We start from the raw sequence: 15,628 nt of genomic DNA, 5'->3' as shown, positions 1-15,628 counted from the left end.
CATCACGATTCGCGCGTTTTGGCGTACTGAAGAAACCGTAAGAGTCTTCAAGTCTGGCCTTTTGCAAGACGTTTGCGACTGCGCAAATTCCGATCTTCTCTTGTGGACGCCGCACTTTCGGAATCGCCCGAGCCGAACGGCTTAAGTTCTGCCTCTCATCTGCCGATAATCCCTATGACCCGTTCTGGAGACACCGACGGGCAGGGAGGCCGCGCGCGCTGACTCTGCGGCCCAGGCATTCAAACTATCGATCCCTATGTATAAGAACATTACGATTCGGACCAGTCTGACACTGGTCCTCGGTTTGCTTGGCGCACTACTCGTCCTCGTTAGCGTCCTGGGCCTCCAGGCGCTAGGGTCCAGCAATGCCTCCCTGAGCGAGATGGCCACGCAGGACACGCCTGCCCTGGCCGAGGTCAAGGGAACTGCGGAGCAGATGCTGCGCAACCGCCTGGCGATGGCGGCCTATGCCTCATACGTCAGCCTGGGCGCCGACCCGGACGAGTCGGAGAAAGTCCTCAAGCGGGGCAGCCAATACATCGCTGCGTCGGACGCCCTGTGGAGCGATTATCTGAAACGTCCCAAAGAAGATGCGCACGAAGCGGAGTTGGCCAAGTCAACCGACGCCAAGCGCCGCGCCTTTTTCGATCAGATCGTCACGCCTGCGCTCAACGCCCTGAAACAAGGCGATGTGGCTGGGTTCCATCAGATTCAGGCGCGCGTCGCCCCGCCGGCCTATGCCGCGCTCGATGCGGCCATGCGCGAGTTGCAGGAAATCCAGATCGCGCGGCAAAAGGCCCGATTCGACGTGGCCCAGCACCGCTACAACGTCATGCGCATCACCTTGGGGGCAACCCTGGCCGTTGCGCTGCTCCTCGCGCTGTGGGGCCGCGCCATGCTCGCGCGCGCCGTGCTGCGTCCGATTCGCGACGCCATCTCGCATTTCGAGCGGATGGCCGCCGGCGATCTGAGCCAGCGCGTCGAGCAACACACGCGTAACGAGATGGGCCAACTGTTCGGCGCCCTCGGCCGGATGCGCGACGGTCTCGCCAGCACGGTCGGCACGGTGCGCGAGAGTACGGAAGCCATTCACGCGAACGCTCACGAGATTGCCGAAGGCAACGCCAACCTCTCGCAGCGCACGGAAGCGCAAGCGTCGTCGCTGGAGCAAACAGCGGCGAGCATGGAAGAGCTGACCGCCGTGGTCAAACAAAATGCCGAAAACGCCCGAGCCGCCAGCCAACTCGCCGTCACCGCTTCGGAGACCGCGTCGCGCGGTGGCGACGTGGTGCAGGAGGTCGTGACGACGATGCGCGACATCGCCGCGGCGTCGCAAAAAGTCACCGATATCCTGACGGTCATCGACGGCATTGCCTTTCAGACGAACATCCTGGCGCTCAACGCAGCGGTCGAAGCCGCCCGCGCTGGCGAGCAGGGCCGCGGCTTTGCCGTGGTGGCAGGCGAGGTCCGCACATTGGCGCAGCGCAGCGCGTCGGCGGCCAAGGAAATCAAGGGCTTGATCGAGGCGTCGGGCAACCGCGTCGAGACGGGCACCCGCCTGGTCGAGCGCGCGGGCGAGACGATGGTGGATGTCGTGCAGTCGGTCAAACGCGTGACCGACATCATGGGCGAGATCTCGGCGGCCGGTGTGGAGCAGTCGAGCGGCATCGAACAAGTCAACCGGGCCGTGACGCAAATGGACGAAATGACGCAGCAGAACGCCGCGCTCGTGGAAGAGGCCTCCGCCGCGGCTGCCGCGCTGGAAGCGCAGGCCATGCGCCTGCGCGAGTCGGTCGCACTGTTCCGACTGTCGGATCACGAAGCCGTGCGCCCCCCCGCGCTCAACGAGACCGTCGCGACGCTCGACACGCCCCCGGGCCGACTGGCGCTCGCAGCTTGAGGATCGCCACCGCCGATCAAATGCTCGCGCGCTGCTCGAAGCCTTTGATCGGCGCATCCGCAACCCAGGCCTTGTCGACTTCGCACGATGAGACCTGCGCGTGCTGCGGCCCCTCGCGCATCCATTCGCACAACGCGAGTAGCTGATCGGCCTCCCCCTGCGCGATGGCCTCGACCGTACCGTCGCGCCGGTTGCGCACCCAACCGCTGAGTCCGATCCGGCGCGCCTCGTCCACGCACGCGGCGCGATAGCCGACGCCCTGCACCAGCCCATGCACTACGATCTGCCACGTTGCCGTCATGGCCCCTCCTACGGTGATGGACGATGGGCAAGTCCACGCGAAACCAACGGACGAAGGGCCCGATCGAGACCGAGCCTTGTCATTACGTTAGCACACCGCCGGGGCCCGTCTAGTACACGTCGCGGCGATAGCGCCCCTGCGCCGACAGGTCGAGCAGGACGTCCGTCCCGATGGCATCGGCGAGCGCGGCATCCACTGCGGGCGCCATGCCGGAGAGGCTGCCGCACACATAAATCGACGCGCCGCGCGCCACCCAGGCCGCAATGTCCTGCGCGGCTTCGCGCACCCGATCCTGGACGTAGCGGCGTTGCGCCTGATCACGCGAATACACGCGGTCAAGGCGCGCAATACCGCCCTGCGCGTGCCACGCACACAACGTCGTGTCGTGGAAATCATCGTGCGCCGCGTGACGCTCACCGAAAATCAGCCAGTTGCGCCGCTGTCCGTTAGCGATACGTTCGGCAAGGTGCGCTCGCAGTCCGGCCAATCCCGTGCCGTTACCGATCAGGATCATGCCGCGCCCCGTCGCCGGGCCGTGAAAGCCGGGATTCGGACGCACGCGCATCGACACAGACTCGCCCAACGCAACGCCCTCGGTGAGCCAACCGGAACCCAGGCCCAGCGAGCCATCGGGATGGCGAACCTGGCGCACGAGCAACATCAGTCGCCCCTCGTCGCAGGTCGATGCAATCGAGTACTCGCGCACGGGCAACAGCGCCAGACGCGCCAGCCAGTCCTGCAGATCGATGCCTGCCGGCGGTGCGGTGTCGGGCAACTGGCATTCGCGCAACGCGTCGCCCAGCGTCGTCTCGCGGCCCGCGACGCTCACCCGCACGTCGCGTGCCCAGACACTCCTCGAGAGGAAGGTGTCCACGCGTGCGACCGAGTGGCGCGGTCGCACGTCAACCCGATCGCCCGCCATCCATTGCACGCCCGACGGCAGGGTGAACGCCAGGTGATAGGCCGGCAAACCAGCGCTGCCGGGATTGAGCAGGTCGCGCTCGACCAACGCCCACGGCTGAAAGCGAGGGCCGTCGTGTGGCTTCGACGCCGCCAGCGGATGGCCGAACCACTCGCCAAGCCGATCTTGCCAGTGCACCCACGCGCCCGGATCGCCACGGTCGACTTCGATGGGCTCGAACGCCGCCACGCCGCCCTGCGCGCGCAACCAACCATCGAGTTTGCGGCCGAATCCGCAGAATCGGTCGTAATGACTGTCCCCCAACGAGAGCATCGCGAAGCGCAACGTCGGCAAGGCCATCGCCCGATTCATCAGTTGCTGTGCAAAGCGGCGCGCGCTGTCGGGCGGCTCGCCATCGCCGAACGTGCTGACGATGAACAGCGCCCGCCTGGCCGAGCCGAGTTGCGCCTGACCGATGCGCGCCAACGGCTGGATCTGGGCCCGGACGCCCGCGCCTTCGAGCATGCCCGCCGTCTGCCACGCCAGGTCTTCCGCCACGCCACTCTGACTGGCGTAGCCGATCAGCACCCCATCGTCCGCTAACGCCCCCCCCGCAGCGACCGGCGAGCCAGACCTCGCCACGACCGGACGCGATGCCGCCAGCGCGCGCTGTTTCCTGCGGCGGTCCAGATACAGCATCCAGCCCGTGACGAAAAACACCGGCATCATCAGGCTCGAGAGCATCATGACAACGACGCCCGCGGGTCCAAAGAAGCTGCCGCGATGCAGCGCGTAGATGCTCGCCATCCATTGGCCGCCCATGGTTTTCCGAGCGTACCGGTCTTCGTTGCGAATCGCGCCGGACGCCGCATCGATCTCCAGATGGTTGAACGCCCGCTCGTGCGGCGCCGACGTGTCGAGCCATGTCACCTGCAGCGGCCCGCCGGATTTCTGCGCCGGACGCAGGGACACCTTGGTGTAATCCGGCACATGACCGGTGAAGCTGCGCCACGCCGTGGCCATCTCGGTTGTCGTCGTCGCGGCCAGATCCGGCAGCGCCGCCGGCTTGCCTTCGCCGTGCGCGCTCCGCGCCGGCGGGGCAGCCGGCTTATTGCGCACCGGCGGCGACACGCCCGCGATTGAAAACAGCATGCCGCGCCACCAATCGTATGACCAATACAAGCCTGTCGTGGCGGAGAGCAGATACGGCACCAGCACCATCGTGCCGATCACGGCGTGCAGGTTCCAAAGGAATGGACGACCGCGCTTCTTGAAATCGATATGAAACCAGGCTCGCCAGTGACCCACCCGTCGCGGCCAACGCAGATACAGGCCACTCAGCGCCAGCACGAACAGCAGCAAGGTGGCCGCCGCCGTAATCTGCTTGCCGATTCCGTCCACCGTGAGGAAACGGTGAATATCCATAATGAACCGGAAGACGGCGTCGGCCTGCGACCGGCCAAGCATCTGCCCGGTGTAAGGGTCGACGAAATAGGTCTCGCCGCGCGGCCCATCGCCCACGGACAGCCGCACGCCGACCGCGTCTTGCGGCGCGCGCGTCATCGTCATGAGCAGAACGCGCCGGTCGGGCGCCGCCTGATGCACGCGCGCGAGCAACTCGGGAATGGGCAGCGGCGCCGTGTCGCGCACCGCTACGGTCATCACGCCCGGACTGAAGGCCCGTGTCAGGGCGTCGTCATAAGAAAGCAGCGCGCCGGTCAGACCGACGACGGCCAACACCAGCCCGGCAGAAATGCCGAAGCCCCAATGCAACTGAAACCAGAGTCTTTTCATCATCGTTGTCGTCCGGCGCACGTTCGAGCGCCGGAATCGGCGCATGCGCGGCAGGTGTGCCGTGCCGCCGTCCCCGATGGTCCACTTTACGGCAATTGTGGAATGTTATTGCAAACGATTCTCATATTCAATACCAATTTAACTTTCCTAACCTTGTAGGCGTCATCCGACAAGCGTTTCATGGAACGGACGACTTCCTGTCGGTTTTTGACGGGGTAGGATGATGTCTTGCGCGCGGATGTCCGCGCTCCCGCCCACCGAACCGCCGCACGTCACGTCTCGTCTGCCCTCCCCTGCGCCCGCCGCTCGGCCCCGGCTATGACCTATCGACCTGCGGCACGATAGCGACGGAGTGCCATGCAACCCCTAGCGTCTTCCCCGTCCGCCACACGGCACACGACACCGGCCGACACTTGCCACGTCGATGTCACCACGGTCGCCTTCTTTTTCGACCTCGACGGCACGTTGGCCCCGCTCGCGCCGCGTCCCGACGCGGTCAGACTGCCGCTCGACACGGCCAATGTGCTCGCCAGTCTGTTCCACCGCGCGTGCGGCGCCATGGCCGTCGTCTCGGGGCGCGCCATCGACGATATCGACGGCCTGCTCGCCCCGCTACGCTTGCCCGCCGCCGGCCTGCACGGCGCGGAAATCCGCCATGCCGACGGCAAACGCGTTCGCGCCGAGGGCTATGCCGTCGACATGGAGCGAATTGCGTCGATGATCGCGCCGCTGCACGCGCTCGTCGCCCAGCACTCCGGCCTATTATTGGAGAACAAGGGCAGCGCGCTGGCCCTGCACTACCGTGGGGCCCCTGAACTGGCGAGCGTGGCGCGCGACACCATGCGCGCCCTGGCCGAGCTGCATGCCGAGCGCTTCGTGCTGCAACCCGGCAAGCTGGTCTTCGAGCTGCGTGCGCGCCACGTCAGCAAGGGCCGCGCCATTACCACCTTGCTGCAAGAGGTGCCGTTCGCCGGTCGAACGCCGCTCTTCGCGGGCGACGACCTGACCGACGAGGCCGGGTTTGCCGAGGTGAATGCGCTGGGCGGCATCACGATCAAGATCGGCGACGGCGAGACGTGTGCCCGCCACCGTCTGCCGTCGCCCGAGGCCCTCACGGCCTGGCTGCTGACATTGCCGCCCGCGAGCCCCCCCTCACCCTCAAAGGAGAACGGAGCATGAGTCGCCTGGTCATCGTATCGAATCGGGTCGCCCCCATCACCGAGGGCAAACCGACCGCAGGCGGACTGGCGATCGGTGTGTACGAAGCACTCAAGGATACCGGCGGCATGTGGTTCGGCTGGAATGGGGAAATCGACGCCGAGCCGGCCACGGTGCCCGAGATCGCCCATCGCAACAACGTCACGTTCGCGACCGTGCCGCTCACGCGCCGCGACTACAACACCTACTACCGTGGCTTCTCGAACGCGACCCTGTGGCCAACCTTCCATTACCGCGACGACCTCACGCGCTACCAGCGCGACGATTACAACGGCTACCGCCACGTCAACGCGCGCTTTGCCGCGCTGCTCGCACCGCTGCTTGAGCCCGACGACCTGATCTGGGTGCACGACTACCACCTGCTGCCGTTCGCGCAGGCGTGTCGCCAGATCGGCGTACAGCAGCGACTCGGCTTCTTTCTGCACATTCCGTTCCCCTCGCCACAGGTCCTCATGACCGTGCCGCCGCACGAAGCGCTGGTGCGCGCGATGTGCGAGTACGACCTCGTCGGCTTCCAGACCGAAACCGACCGCACCGCGTTTACCGACTATCTGGTGCGCCACGCCGGTGCGACCCTGCACGACGATGGCACCGTCACGGCCTTTGGTCGCACGCTGCGCACAGGCGTCTATCCGATCGGCGTGTATCCCGACGAGATTGCGCAGCAGGCGACCGCGCGCGCGACGGTCAAGCACATCCTCGATCTGAAACAGGGGCTGCAGGACCGCAAGCTCATCATGAGCGTGGATCGCCTCGATTATTCGAAGGGGATGCTCGAACGATTTCGCGCGTTCGAGCGCCTGCTCGAGCTGTGGCCGAACCAGCAAGGTACCGTGAGTTTCGTTCAGGTCGCGCCGCCCAGCCGCTCGGACGTGGCGGGCTATGGGGAAATTCGCCAACAGTTGGAAACCGAGGCGGGGCATATCAACGGGCGCTTCTCGGATCTGGCCTGGACGCCGCTTCGCTATATCAACAAACGCTACGCTCACGAAGTCCTGATGTCGTTCTTCCGGGCGTCGCAGGTGGGTTACGTCACGCCGCTGCGCGACGGCATGAATCTCGTGGCCAAGGAGTACGTGGCGTCGCAGGATCCGGCGGATCCCGGCGTTCTGGTGCTGTCGTGCTTCGCGGGCGCCGCTCAGGAACTGGACGGCGCGCTGATCGTGAATCCCTATGACATCGACGGCATGGCCGAAGCGTTGCGCACGGCGCTGAACATGTCACTTTCGGAGCGCCAGACGCGCCACGCCAGCATGATGGCGACGCTGCGCGAGCACAATCTGTCGACGTGGCGCAACCGCTTCATCGCCGATCTTCGACCGCCGACGATCGCCGCTAAACCAGCCTTGCTGCGTACGCAACCGGCCGCGGCCTGAGCAGCCTGAGTCGACGGGTGAAAGTCACCAGACGGCGCGCCGCACGACGCGCCGCCAGGATCTGCCACGATAAAGTCGCGACGGGCGGACCGTCTTACTTGCCCGCCGGACGCGACTGCTGCATCTGCGCCAAACGTTTTTGCAAGCCGTCCGCGATTTCCTTCTGGTGGGTTTGCTTGGCAAAGTCGATGGCCGTCATGCCGATCTGGTTCTTGAGACGGACATCCGCGCCGCCATCGAGCAGCACCTTGCACGTGGTGATGTGACCGCCGCGCGCGGCCATCATGAGCGGCGTGGTGCCGTTGGGCGACTCGGCATCGACGTAAGCGGATGCGTCCAGCAGGATCTGCACGATGTCATCGTGCCCGTTGGTCGCGGCGTAATGCAGCGGCGCCCAGCCCTTCTTGTTGACTTCGGCATCCTTGTCGATGAGCAGCTTGACCATCGGCGTGAGGCCTTGCAGCGAGGCGATCATCATCGCATTCTCGCCTGCCGCGTTGGTCGCATCGAGATCCGTGCGTTTATCGTCGATAAGCAGGCGCGCCACGTCCACCGACTTTTCGCGCATCGCGATCACCAGCAGCGGGTTGCCCTTCTCGTCCGTCGAATTCGGGTCGACCCCCGCCTTGAGCGCTTGGGCGATGGATTTCGTGTCGTTGAAGACGACCGCCTTGACCAGAGCGCTATTGGACGTGGCGGCCGTGGCGCATGCCGTCAGACAAAGCACGCTGAGCAACATCCAGGCTCGGATCATCGAAAATTTGCGCATTGGGAGCTCCTGTCGGTAGTCCGGTAAATAACGGAAAAGCAGTTCGGTCGATTGGGGGCACGGGTCGTACGGTTCAGGGCTTTGCCGTGGCGAACAGGCGGAAGAAATTCTCCGTCGTGACATCGGCGATCTTCTGCAGCGGCTCGCCGCGCAGATCGGCGATAAATTCGGCCACATGCCGCACGTAGCCCGGCTGATTGAGCTTGCCGCGATACGGCACGGGCGCGAGGTACGGCGAATCGGTCTCGATCAGCATGCGATCGAGCGGCACGCGCCGCGCCACGTCCTGCAAATCGCGGGCGCTCTTGAACGTGACGATGCCGGAGAACGAGATATAGAAGTTCTGATCGAGCGCGCCTTGTGCGACCGCCCAGCTCTCGGTGAAGCAGTGCATCACCCCGGCGGGCTCGCCCGCCTGCTCTTCGCGCATGAGGCGCAGCGTATCCTCGGCGGCCGCGCGCGTGTGAATGATCAGCGGCTTACCGGTGAGGCGCGCGGCACGAATATGCGTGCGAAAGCGCTCGCGCTGCCACGCCATGTCTTCGATGCTGCGACCTTCGAGCCGGTAGTAGTCGAGTCCGGTTTCACCAATGGCCACGACTTTCGGGTGCGCGGCCAGACGCACGAGGTCGTCGACGCTCGGCTCGGGCGTGTCTTCGTAATCGGGATGGACACCGACCGAGGCGTACACGTTGTCGTGCTGTGCTGCGATGTCCAGCACCTGCGGCAGCGTCGGCAGGTCGACCGAAACACACAGGGCGTGGCTCACCTTGTTCTCACGCATGCGCGCGAGCAAGTCGGGCATCTGCTCGGCCAGTTCCGGGAAATTGATATGACAATGCGAATCGATGAACATGATGTGCGATCGGTGTCCGGTGCCCTGCGTCAAAGCGACGCCGGCCCACCGAACAACTGTTGGTATTGCAGGAAAAGGGCCTCGAGCAGCACGCGGGTATTGAGCGGGTGATTCTGCACCTGACGCTGCTGCGCCAGCTCTCGCAGGAAGCCGAGCAGGCGCACGTCGTCCGTCGCGTCACCGCAGCGGCGCAACGCCTGGGCATGGCTCGGGAAGAAGCGTACGGTGCCCGCCATGCGCTGCGCGAGCACATCGAAGCACCAGCGTTGCAGCGTCTCCAAAATGCCCGGCAAATTGCCCTTGTGCAGTTGTTCGGCACAGGCAAAGCCGTCGATCGCGGCGCCCTGCGCGAGCTGGCCGACCAGCCAGTCGCGCCAGGCGCGCTCGTCCGGCTCGGCGAGTGCGCGGGCGGCGAGCGGTGCCCCGCCGGTCTCGGCCAGTACCGCCGCGGCGGTGGCGGCGTCGAGTCCCGCGTCGCCCATCAACCATTGCGTTGCCTGCGCGTGATCGGGCCGGGTCAACACCATGCGCCGGCAACGCGACAGAATCGTCGGCAGCAGACGGTCAGGCTGCGTCGTCACCAGCAGGAACACCACGCCCTCGGGCGGCTCTTCGAGCGTCTTGAGCAGGGCATTCGCGGCATGCACGTTGAGCGCCTCCGCCGGATAGAGCAGCACCACGCGTCGCCCCTGACGGTGCGAACCCAGGCTCGCGAAGTCGATCACTTCGCGTACCTGCTCGATCTTGATTTCCTTGCTCGGTGTCTTGGTTTTCTTGTCGCCCTCGGCTTCAGCGCGGGCGTCGGCACCGGGCAGGCTATCGGCCAATATTTCAGGACAGACGGCACGAAAATCCGGGTGATTGCCGCTGGAGAACCATTGGCACGCACCACACGTGCCGCATGGCAGGTGGTCGGCGCGCGGCGATTCGCACAGCAGGGCCTGCGCGAACGTGCGGGCGAGCGCCAGCTCGCCAATGCCGGGCACCGCCTGCAACAGCAGCGCGTGTGGCATCTGGGCGCGCAGGTCGTTCAGGCGTGTCCAGTCCTGTGACTGCCAGGGATACAGCATATGGGCTCCTTGGCCGACAAATGCGTCGGGCGAGACAGCGAAATTACGCCATGGCGAATTCGCGAAATACCGACGCTGCGAGTCGGTCGAACAAGCGGATTATCGCGCGTCAGCGCGGCCCGTGCCCGGGCACGCCCAGACGGGCGAATACGCCCGCGAGTTGTCCTGCAATGGCCTCGATGCTTTGCGCGGCGTCAATCACGACGAATCGCTCCGGCGCGGCCTTGGCGCGACGCAGGTACTCGTCTCGCACCCGTGTGAAAAACGCCGCCGATTCGCGCTCGAACTTGTCCGGCGCCCGGGCGCCCGCCAGCCGCGCGGCGGCAATCGCCGGATCGAGATCGAACAGAATCGTCAGATCGGGTTGACGCGTGCCCTGCACCCATTGTTCGAGGATCGCCAGCTTGTCGCGTGACAGCCCCCGCCCGCCGCCCTGATAGGCAAACGTCGCATCGGTGAAGCGATCGGAGACGACCCAGTCGCCGCGCGCGAGCGCCGGCTCGATCACCTTCGCCAGATGCTCGCGGCGTCCGGCGAACATCAGCAGCGCCTCGGTTTCGAGATCCATCGGCTCATCGAGCACGAGCTTGCGTAACGCCTCGCCCAAGGGCGTGCCGCCCGGCTCGCGCGTGGCGACGACGCTGCGCCCCACACTGGCGAGACCCTGACGCAGCGTGTCGACAAAGGCGTTGACGTGCGTACTCTTGCCTGCGCCGTCGATGCCTTCGAACGTGACGAACCTGCCCGGCACCGCAGCCGTGGCCTCGGGGGAATGCGTCATTGCTCACCTCGCTGAAATTTGTCCACGGCGCGATTGTGCTCCTGGAGGTTCGCCGAGAAATGGCTCGTGCCGTCGCCGCGCGCCACGAAGTACAGCGCGTCGGTCGACGCGGGATTCAACGCCGCCGCAAGCGACGCCATGCCCGGTAGCGCGATCGGCGTCGGCGGCAGGCCGGCGCGGGTGTACGTGTTGTAGGGCGTGTCCGTCTGCAAGTCGCGCTTGCGCAGGCGCCCTGTATACAGATCCCCCATGCCGTAGATCACCGTGGGATCGGTCTGCAGCAACATACGCTTGCGCAGCCGATTGACGAACACGGCCGCGACCTGGCCGCGCTCCACCGCCTGCCCGGTTTCCTTCTCGATGAGCGACGCCATGATAAGCGCCTCGTACGGTGTCGTGTAGGGCAACCCGGGCGCACGCGCGGCCCAGGCCTCGTCCAGGCGCTTCTGCATCAGGCGATAGGCCCGCTTGTAGATATCGACATCGCTCGTACCTTTCGGAAACAGGTAGGTGTCGGGAAAGAACATGCCCTCGGCTTCCGCACGATCGGCGCCCACGAGCTGCATGAGATCCGCGTCGGGAAGCCCGGCCGTGTCGTGCCGCAACGCCGGGTTCGCGTCCAGTTCGGCGCGCATCTTCTTGAAGGTCCAGCCCTCGATGATGGTCACGACATACTGGTTGACGTCACCACGCGCGAGCTTTTCCATCACCTCGAACGGCGTGATGCCGGTCGCAAACTCGTAATTGCCCGACTTGAGCTTGGTCCCCACGTCCATGACGCGAGCCAGCAGATTGAACAGCAGCGGTTGTACCGGCACGCCGCCGGTACGCAATTGCGTCGCCACGCTGCGCACCGAGCTGTAGGGTTTGATCGTGACGTCGAGCGTTGGCTTGCCCAACTGCAAGGGGGCTTGCGCCCAATAATAGAATGCGCCGCCCGCCGCGAGCGCAGCGACAATCAACAGTACGAACAGGCGTTTGATGAAAGACATGAATTGCAGGGTAAGCCATCCAGCGACGGCAGCGGGTTCGGGGGACTCGGTCAGACAGCGTGGCGCCGACGGCGTCGAGCGGCGCGTTTTGCGCGTCGAACCGAGCTCGCACGTTCTGGCGGAAGACCCAATATAATACTTTGACTTGCCGAACCCTCACAGATTGACAGCCACCTTCGTTTATGACCTCCCAATGGCGTGATCTCCTGCCGCAAGCGGCAGACGTGAATTCCCCCGATATTTTGTCCAACGCGAGCGCACGCGCCGCCCAGTTCGACGCCTTGCAAACCGGCAGCTTCGTCGCGCTGGCGAGCGACACCGGCCTGATCGCCCTGAGCGGCGCCGATGCCGCGAGCTTTCTGCACGGCCAACTGACCAACGACGTCGAGCGCCTGGCGCCCGCACAGGCGCGCCTGGCCGGCTACTGCTCGGCAAAGGGGCGCCTGCTCGCCACCTTCCTGATGTGGCGCGACGCGTCCGCCGACGCCACGATCTATCTGGCGTGCGACGCCACGGTGCAGGCTGCCGTACAGAAACGACTGTCGATGTTCGTCCTGCGGGCCAAGGTCAAGCTGACGGACGGTGCAGCCACGCACGTGTTGCTGCAGGTCGGTGGCCCGGCGGCGGAGGCCGTCCTCGCGAACACGTTCGCCGCGCTGCCCGCCGAATCGCTGGCCGTTGCCCACGCAACCCTCGGCGACGACGCGACCCACCTGATCCGACTGCCGGCGGCCGGCACGGCGCGCTCGCTCTCGCGCTTCCTCTGGAGCGTGCCGGTGGCGCGTGTCGCCGAGGCCTGGGCCTCGCTGGCGCAAGCCCCCGGGGTGGTCGCCGTTGCCCCGGCCCTCGCGGCATGGCTCGATGTGCATAGCGGCGTGGCGCGCGTCACGAGCGCGACGCAGGAGCAGTTCGTTCCGCAGATGGTGAACTGGGAGGTCGTGGGTGGCGTGAACTTCCGCAAGGGCTGCTATCCGGGCCAAGAGGTTGTCGCGCGCAGCCAGTATCGCGGCACCATCAAACGGCGTCTGCATCTGGCGCACGTCGATACCACGCAACCCGCACCGGGTCAGGAACTCGTCGAGACAAGCGATCCGGACCAGCCATGCGGCATGGTCGTGCACGCGGCACCGGCACCGAACGGCGGCTACGACGCGCTCGTCGAGGTGAAGCTCGCCGCGCGCGAAGCCGACGATGTGCGCCTTGGCGCCGCCGATGGCCCCGCGCTGACCTTCGCCGAATTGCCGTACGACATCGTGGACCCGACGGAGTCGCCCGCCTCGTCTGCGGCAGCGTCCTGACCGGCCGCCGCCGCGCCCGAGAATGGACTGCTACGTCTACTACCGCGTTTCATCGCACAACGCCGGCGCGGCCCGTCTGGCCGTCGCGCAACTCTTCGCGCTGACGGCAGCGCGCTTCGGCGTCACGGGGCGCCTGCAATGGCGCGCCGACGCCTCCGCCCACGACACCGCCGCCGGCACCACAACGTGGATGGAGCGCTACGACGGCGTCAGCGACGCGTTCGTCGCCGCGCTGGCGCCGTTGGCCACCGAGGCCGGCTTGACGGAGCGCATCGACGGCGAGCGTCACGCCGAGTGCTTTGTCGACGCCGAGCCGCCATGTGCCTGATCGTCTTCTCCTGGCAGCCCGAGGCCGCCACGCCGCTGGTCCTGCTCGCCAATCGCGATGAGTTCTTCGAGCGTCCCGCCGAACCGTTGCACTGGTGGCGCGATCGCCCGGACGTCCTTGCCGGCCGAGATCTGCGCGGCGGTGGAACGTGGATGGGCGTCAATCGTGCGGGACGCTTCAGCGCACTGACGAATTTTCGCGACGGGCGCGCGCCGATGGCGCCGAAAGACTCGCCATCGCGCGGCCTGCTCGTCTCGGCCATGCTCGATGCAACTTCGTTCGACGACGATCTGGTGCGCATCGAACGGCATGCGCACGAGTACACCGGCTTCAATCTTCTCGCGGGAGACTTGCCGGCGGGCAAGCTGTTCTGGTTGGGAAATCGCGCCCACCATGTCGGCGGTGCGGCACCGGCCGCCTTCGCCATGCCACTCGCTCAGGCCATCGCGCCCGGCGTCCACGGTCTGTCCAACGCCGTGCTCGACACCCCCTGGCCCAAGCTGGTCAGCCGCCGCGAGGCTTTCGCCCATGCACTGACACACAATGCCGACGACGCCAGCCTGCTGCGGATCATGCGCGATGCCAGCGAAGCGCCCGACAGCGCGTTGCCGGAGACGGGGGTCTCGCGCGCGTGGGAACGCTCGCTATCGGCGGCATTCATCGCGTCGCCCGCGTACGGGACCCGCTGCACCACGCTGCTCCGCTACCATCGTGACGGCACCGTCGACATGACGGAAGTCACCGTGACGCCAGGTCAGTCGCCCACGGTCTTGTCCGGCCGTCGCGATTTCACCTTCACCGCCCAGGCCACACTCGCTCGATAGTGCGACCCCTTCACGCCTGTCGCCTCAAGGGGATGCGGCCCGCCGTATCTGGATGACGCCCGAGACGTTCACCCAAAACGATCACTAGGCATTTCCTGATTTCCTGCGGAAACGCCACAAATTTCGCCTGACAGATATTTCGTTGTCTTACATTTGGCTATAATTGCTCGCCAACCATTTTGGGGGGCTATGGAAGGGCGACCCGATTCATTATCGAATCTCCCGCCATATCCGGCCGTATCGAGCGACGGCCGTGACAACGCATATTGCGAAACAGCGCGTGGCTCAGCAAAGCGGCAATCGCTTTTTTTCACTCAAACGCCATGCCAGACAACATCGACCCGCGAACGATGCGTCGCACAGCACCCTGGAGTTCGGAAGCCGTTCCCGCTGGGGAATCGACGCCGCTACCCGCGGTGCCCGCGCACTCGGCGACGGCTGGATCGTCCCGCACCGTTGCCCACTGGGCGTTGCCTGTGCGTCGGTGGGCCTATCGCCAGCATGACGCGGCGTCGGCTCGCAAACCGGACGTCGGCGACATCGATCCCATGCTGCGCCGGCGTCTGAGCCCGCTCGCCCGACTGGCGTTGTCGGCCGCCACGGCGTGCGGTCCGCTGCCGCCCAAGTGCCGGGTCGTGTACGCATCTCAGCACGGCGAGATCCAACGCACCACGCAAATGCTGGACGCGCTGGTTCGCGGCGAGCCGCCCTCGCCCACCGCGTTCAGTTTGTCGGTCCTCAATGCGACCCCCGGCGTGCTCAGCATTGCGCGCGACGACCGCTCGGCCATCAATGCCATCGCCGCGCTCGACGATACGCTTGGCTACGCATTGCTCGACGCATGGACGCAACATCGGGAGGCCCCCGACTCGCCGCTGCTGGTGATTTACGCCTTCGAGGCGCCGCCGGCCTGCTTTGGCCCGACGTCGCGCCAGATCGACGACAGCGCGAACGCTCTGGCGCTACTGATCGAATCCGATGCCACCGCGCGCCTGACCTGCACGATGCATCTGCCGACCGCCCGCGAGGCGCACGCTGAGCGCCGCGCGCAATGTCAGAGTCTGGTCACGTCGCTGCTGGAGGGCGGCAGCGACCTCTGGCGCGGCGAACGCCACGATTGGCAGTGGGAGTGGCACGAGGACGCACGTCATGCCGATGTCTGATGCTCATACACGACTGCGGTGGGAGCTCCTGCGGCGGCGCATGGCGTCGCTGTGGCT

The 15,628-nt window shown here is 65.9% G+C and carries 14 protein-coding genes; 7 read left to right on the top strand and 7 right to left on the bottom strand.

Annotated features, from left to right (window positions below; genetic code table 11):
- The first annotated feature begins 256 nt into the window (after positions 1–256).
- The gene (locus tag PCE31107_RS09640) at positions 257–1,900 is read left to right on the top strand and encodes a methyl-accepting chemotaxis protein (protein WP_150608027.1); all 1,644 of its coding nucleotides are present in this window, start codon (positions 257–259) and stop codon (positions 1,898–1,900) included.
- 16 nt (positions 1,901–1,916) lie between these two features.
- Here the strand turns inward: PCE31107_RS09640 and PCE31107_RS09635 are convergent, their stop codons facing one another.
- Together PCE31107_RS09635 and PCE31107_RS09630 are read right to left on the bottom strand one after the other, a co-directional pair.
- Positions 1,917–2,201, bottom strand: coding sequence for an acylphosphatase (locus PCE31107_RS09635; RefSeq protein WP_130026120.1), 285 nt, complete (start codon positions 2,199–2,201; stop codon positions 1,917–1,919).
- Between the two features lie 109 nt (positions 2,202–2,310).
- Positions 2,311–4,899: a PepSY domain-containing protein gene (locus PCE31107_RS09630; RefSeq protein ID WP_174966604.1), complete on the bottom strand. Its 2,589-nt coding sequence runs from the start codon at positions 4,897–4,899 to the stop codon at positions 2,311–2,313.
- A gap of 354 nt (positions 4,900–5,253) precedes the next feature.
- Here PCE31107_RS09630 and otsB point away from each other — a divergent pair, with 354 nt between their 5' ends.
- Both otsB and otsA read left to right on the top strand, forming a co-directional pair.
- Positions 5,254–6,075 carry a trehalose-phosphatase gene (otsB, locus tag PCE31107_RS09625; protein WP_150608023.1) on the top strand — a complete coding sequence of 274 codons (822 nt, stop codon included), beginning with the start codon at positions 5,254–5,256 and terminating at the stop codon, positions 6,073–6,075.
- A complete protein-coding gene (otsA, locus tag PCE31107_RS09620; RefSeq protein WP_150608021.1) occupies positions 6,072–7,490 on the top strand; it encodes an alpha,alpha-trehalose-phosphate synthase (UDP-forming) in 1,419 nt (472 codons plus the stop codon). Before otsB ends, otsA begins: the two co-directional genes overlap by 4 nt.
- 94 nt (positions 7,491–7,584) lie before the next feature.
- On the opposite strand, the gene PCE31107_RS09615 is transcribed toward otsA, so the two are convergent.
- The 5 genes from PCE31107_RS09615 to mltG all read right to left on the bottom strand — a co-directional run bounded on the left by PCE31107_RS09615 (position 7,585) and on the right by mltG (position 11,958).
- Positions 7,585–8,259: an ankyrin repeat domain-containing protein gene (locus tag PCE31107_RS09615; protein ID WP_150608019.1), complete on the bottom strand. Its 675-nt coding sequence runs from the start codon at positions 8,257–8,259 to the stop codon at positions 7,585–7,587.
- Between the two features lie 73 nt (positions 8,260–8,332).
- Positions 8,333–9,115 (bottom strand): TatD family hydrolase, encoded by a 783-nt coding sequence (locus tag PCE31107_RS09610; RefSeq protein ID WP_130026125.1) that lies wholly within the window; start codon positions 9,113–9,115, stop codon positions 8,333–8,335.
- A 29-nt stretch (positions 9,116–9,144) separates the two neighbouring features.
- Positions 9,145–10,185, bottom strand: coding sequence for a DNA polymerase III subunit delta' (gene holB / locus PCE31107_RS09605; RefSeq protein WP_150608017.1), 1,041 nt, complete (start codon positions 10,183–10,185; stop codon positions 9,145–9,147).
- Between the two features lie 109 nt (positions 10,186–10,294).
- Positions 10,295–10,966 (bottom strand): dTMP kinase, encoded by a 672-nt coding sequence (gene tmk, locus PCE31107_RS09600; protein WP_017234545.1) that lies wholly within the window; start codon positions 10,964–10,966, stop codon positions 10,295–10,297.
- Positions 10,963–11,958, bottom strand: a complete 996-nt coding sequence (mltG, locus tag PCE31107_RS09595) for an endolytic transglycosylase MltG (RefSeq protein ID WP_130026127.1) — start codon at positions 11,956–11,958, stop codon at positions 10,963–10,965. The genes tmk and mltG overlap by 4 nt, the downstream gene beginning before the upstream one ends.
- A gap of 182 nt (positions 11,959–12,140) precedes the next feature.
- On the opposite strand from mltG, the gene ygfZ reads away from it, so the two are divergent.
- The 4 genes from ygfZ (at position 12,141) to PCE31107_RS09575 (ending at position 15,571) form a co-directional block, all read left to right on the top strand.
- The gene (gene ygfZ, locus PCE31107_RS09590; RefSeq protein WP_174966603.1) at positions 12,141–13,256 is read left to right on the top strand and encodes a CAF17-like 4Fe-4S cluster assembly/insertion protein YgfZ; all 1,116 of its coding nucleotides are present in this window, start codon (positions 12,141–12,143) and stop codon (positions 13,254–13,256) included.
- 22 nt (positions 13,257–13,278) lie between these two features.
- On the top strand, positions 13,279–13,584 hold the full coding sequence (locus PCE31107_RS09585) for a DUF4936 family protein (RefSeq protein ID WP_150608015.1): 306 nt from the start codon (positions 13,279–13,281) through the stop codon (positions 13,582–13,584).
- Positions 13,575–14,408: an NRDE family protein gene (locus PCE31107_RS09580; RefSeq protein WP_130026129.1), complete on the top strand. Its 834-nt coding sequence runs from the start codon at positions 13,575–13,577 to the stop codon at positions 14,406–14,408. The genes PCE31107_RS09585 and PCE31107_RS09580 overlap by 10 nt, the downstream gene beginning before the upstream one ends.
- Before the next feature lie 350 nt (positions 14,409–14,758).
- Positions 14,759–15,571 carry a beta-ketoacyl synthase chain length factor gene (locus PCE31107_RS09575; RefSeq protein ID WP_174966602.1) on the top strand — a complete coding sequence of 271 codons (813 nt, stop codon included), beginning with the start codon at positions 14,759–14,761 and terminating at the stop codon, positions 15,569–15,571.
- The last annotated feature ends 57 nt before the right edge of the window (positions 15,572–15,628 follow it).

This window comes from Pandoraea cepalis, assembly GCF_902459625.1.
Classification (GTDB): Bacteria; Pseudomonadota; Gammaproteobacteria; order Burkholderiales; family Burkholderiaceae; genus Pandoraea; species Pandoraea cepalis.
The sequence above is the reverse complement of the archived record's forward strand: the minus strand, read 5'-3'. Positions and strand labels throughout refer to the sequence as shown.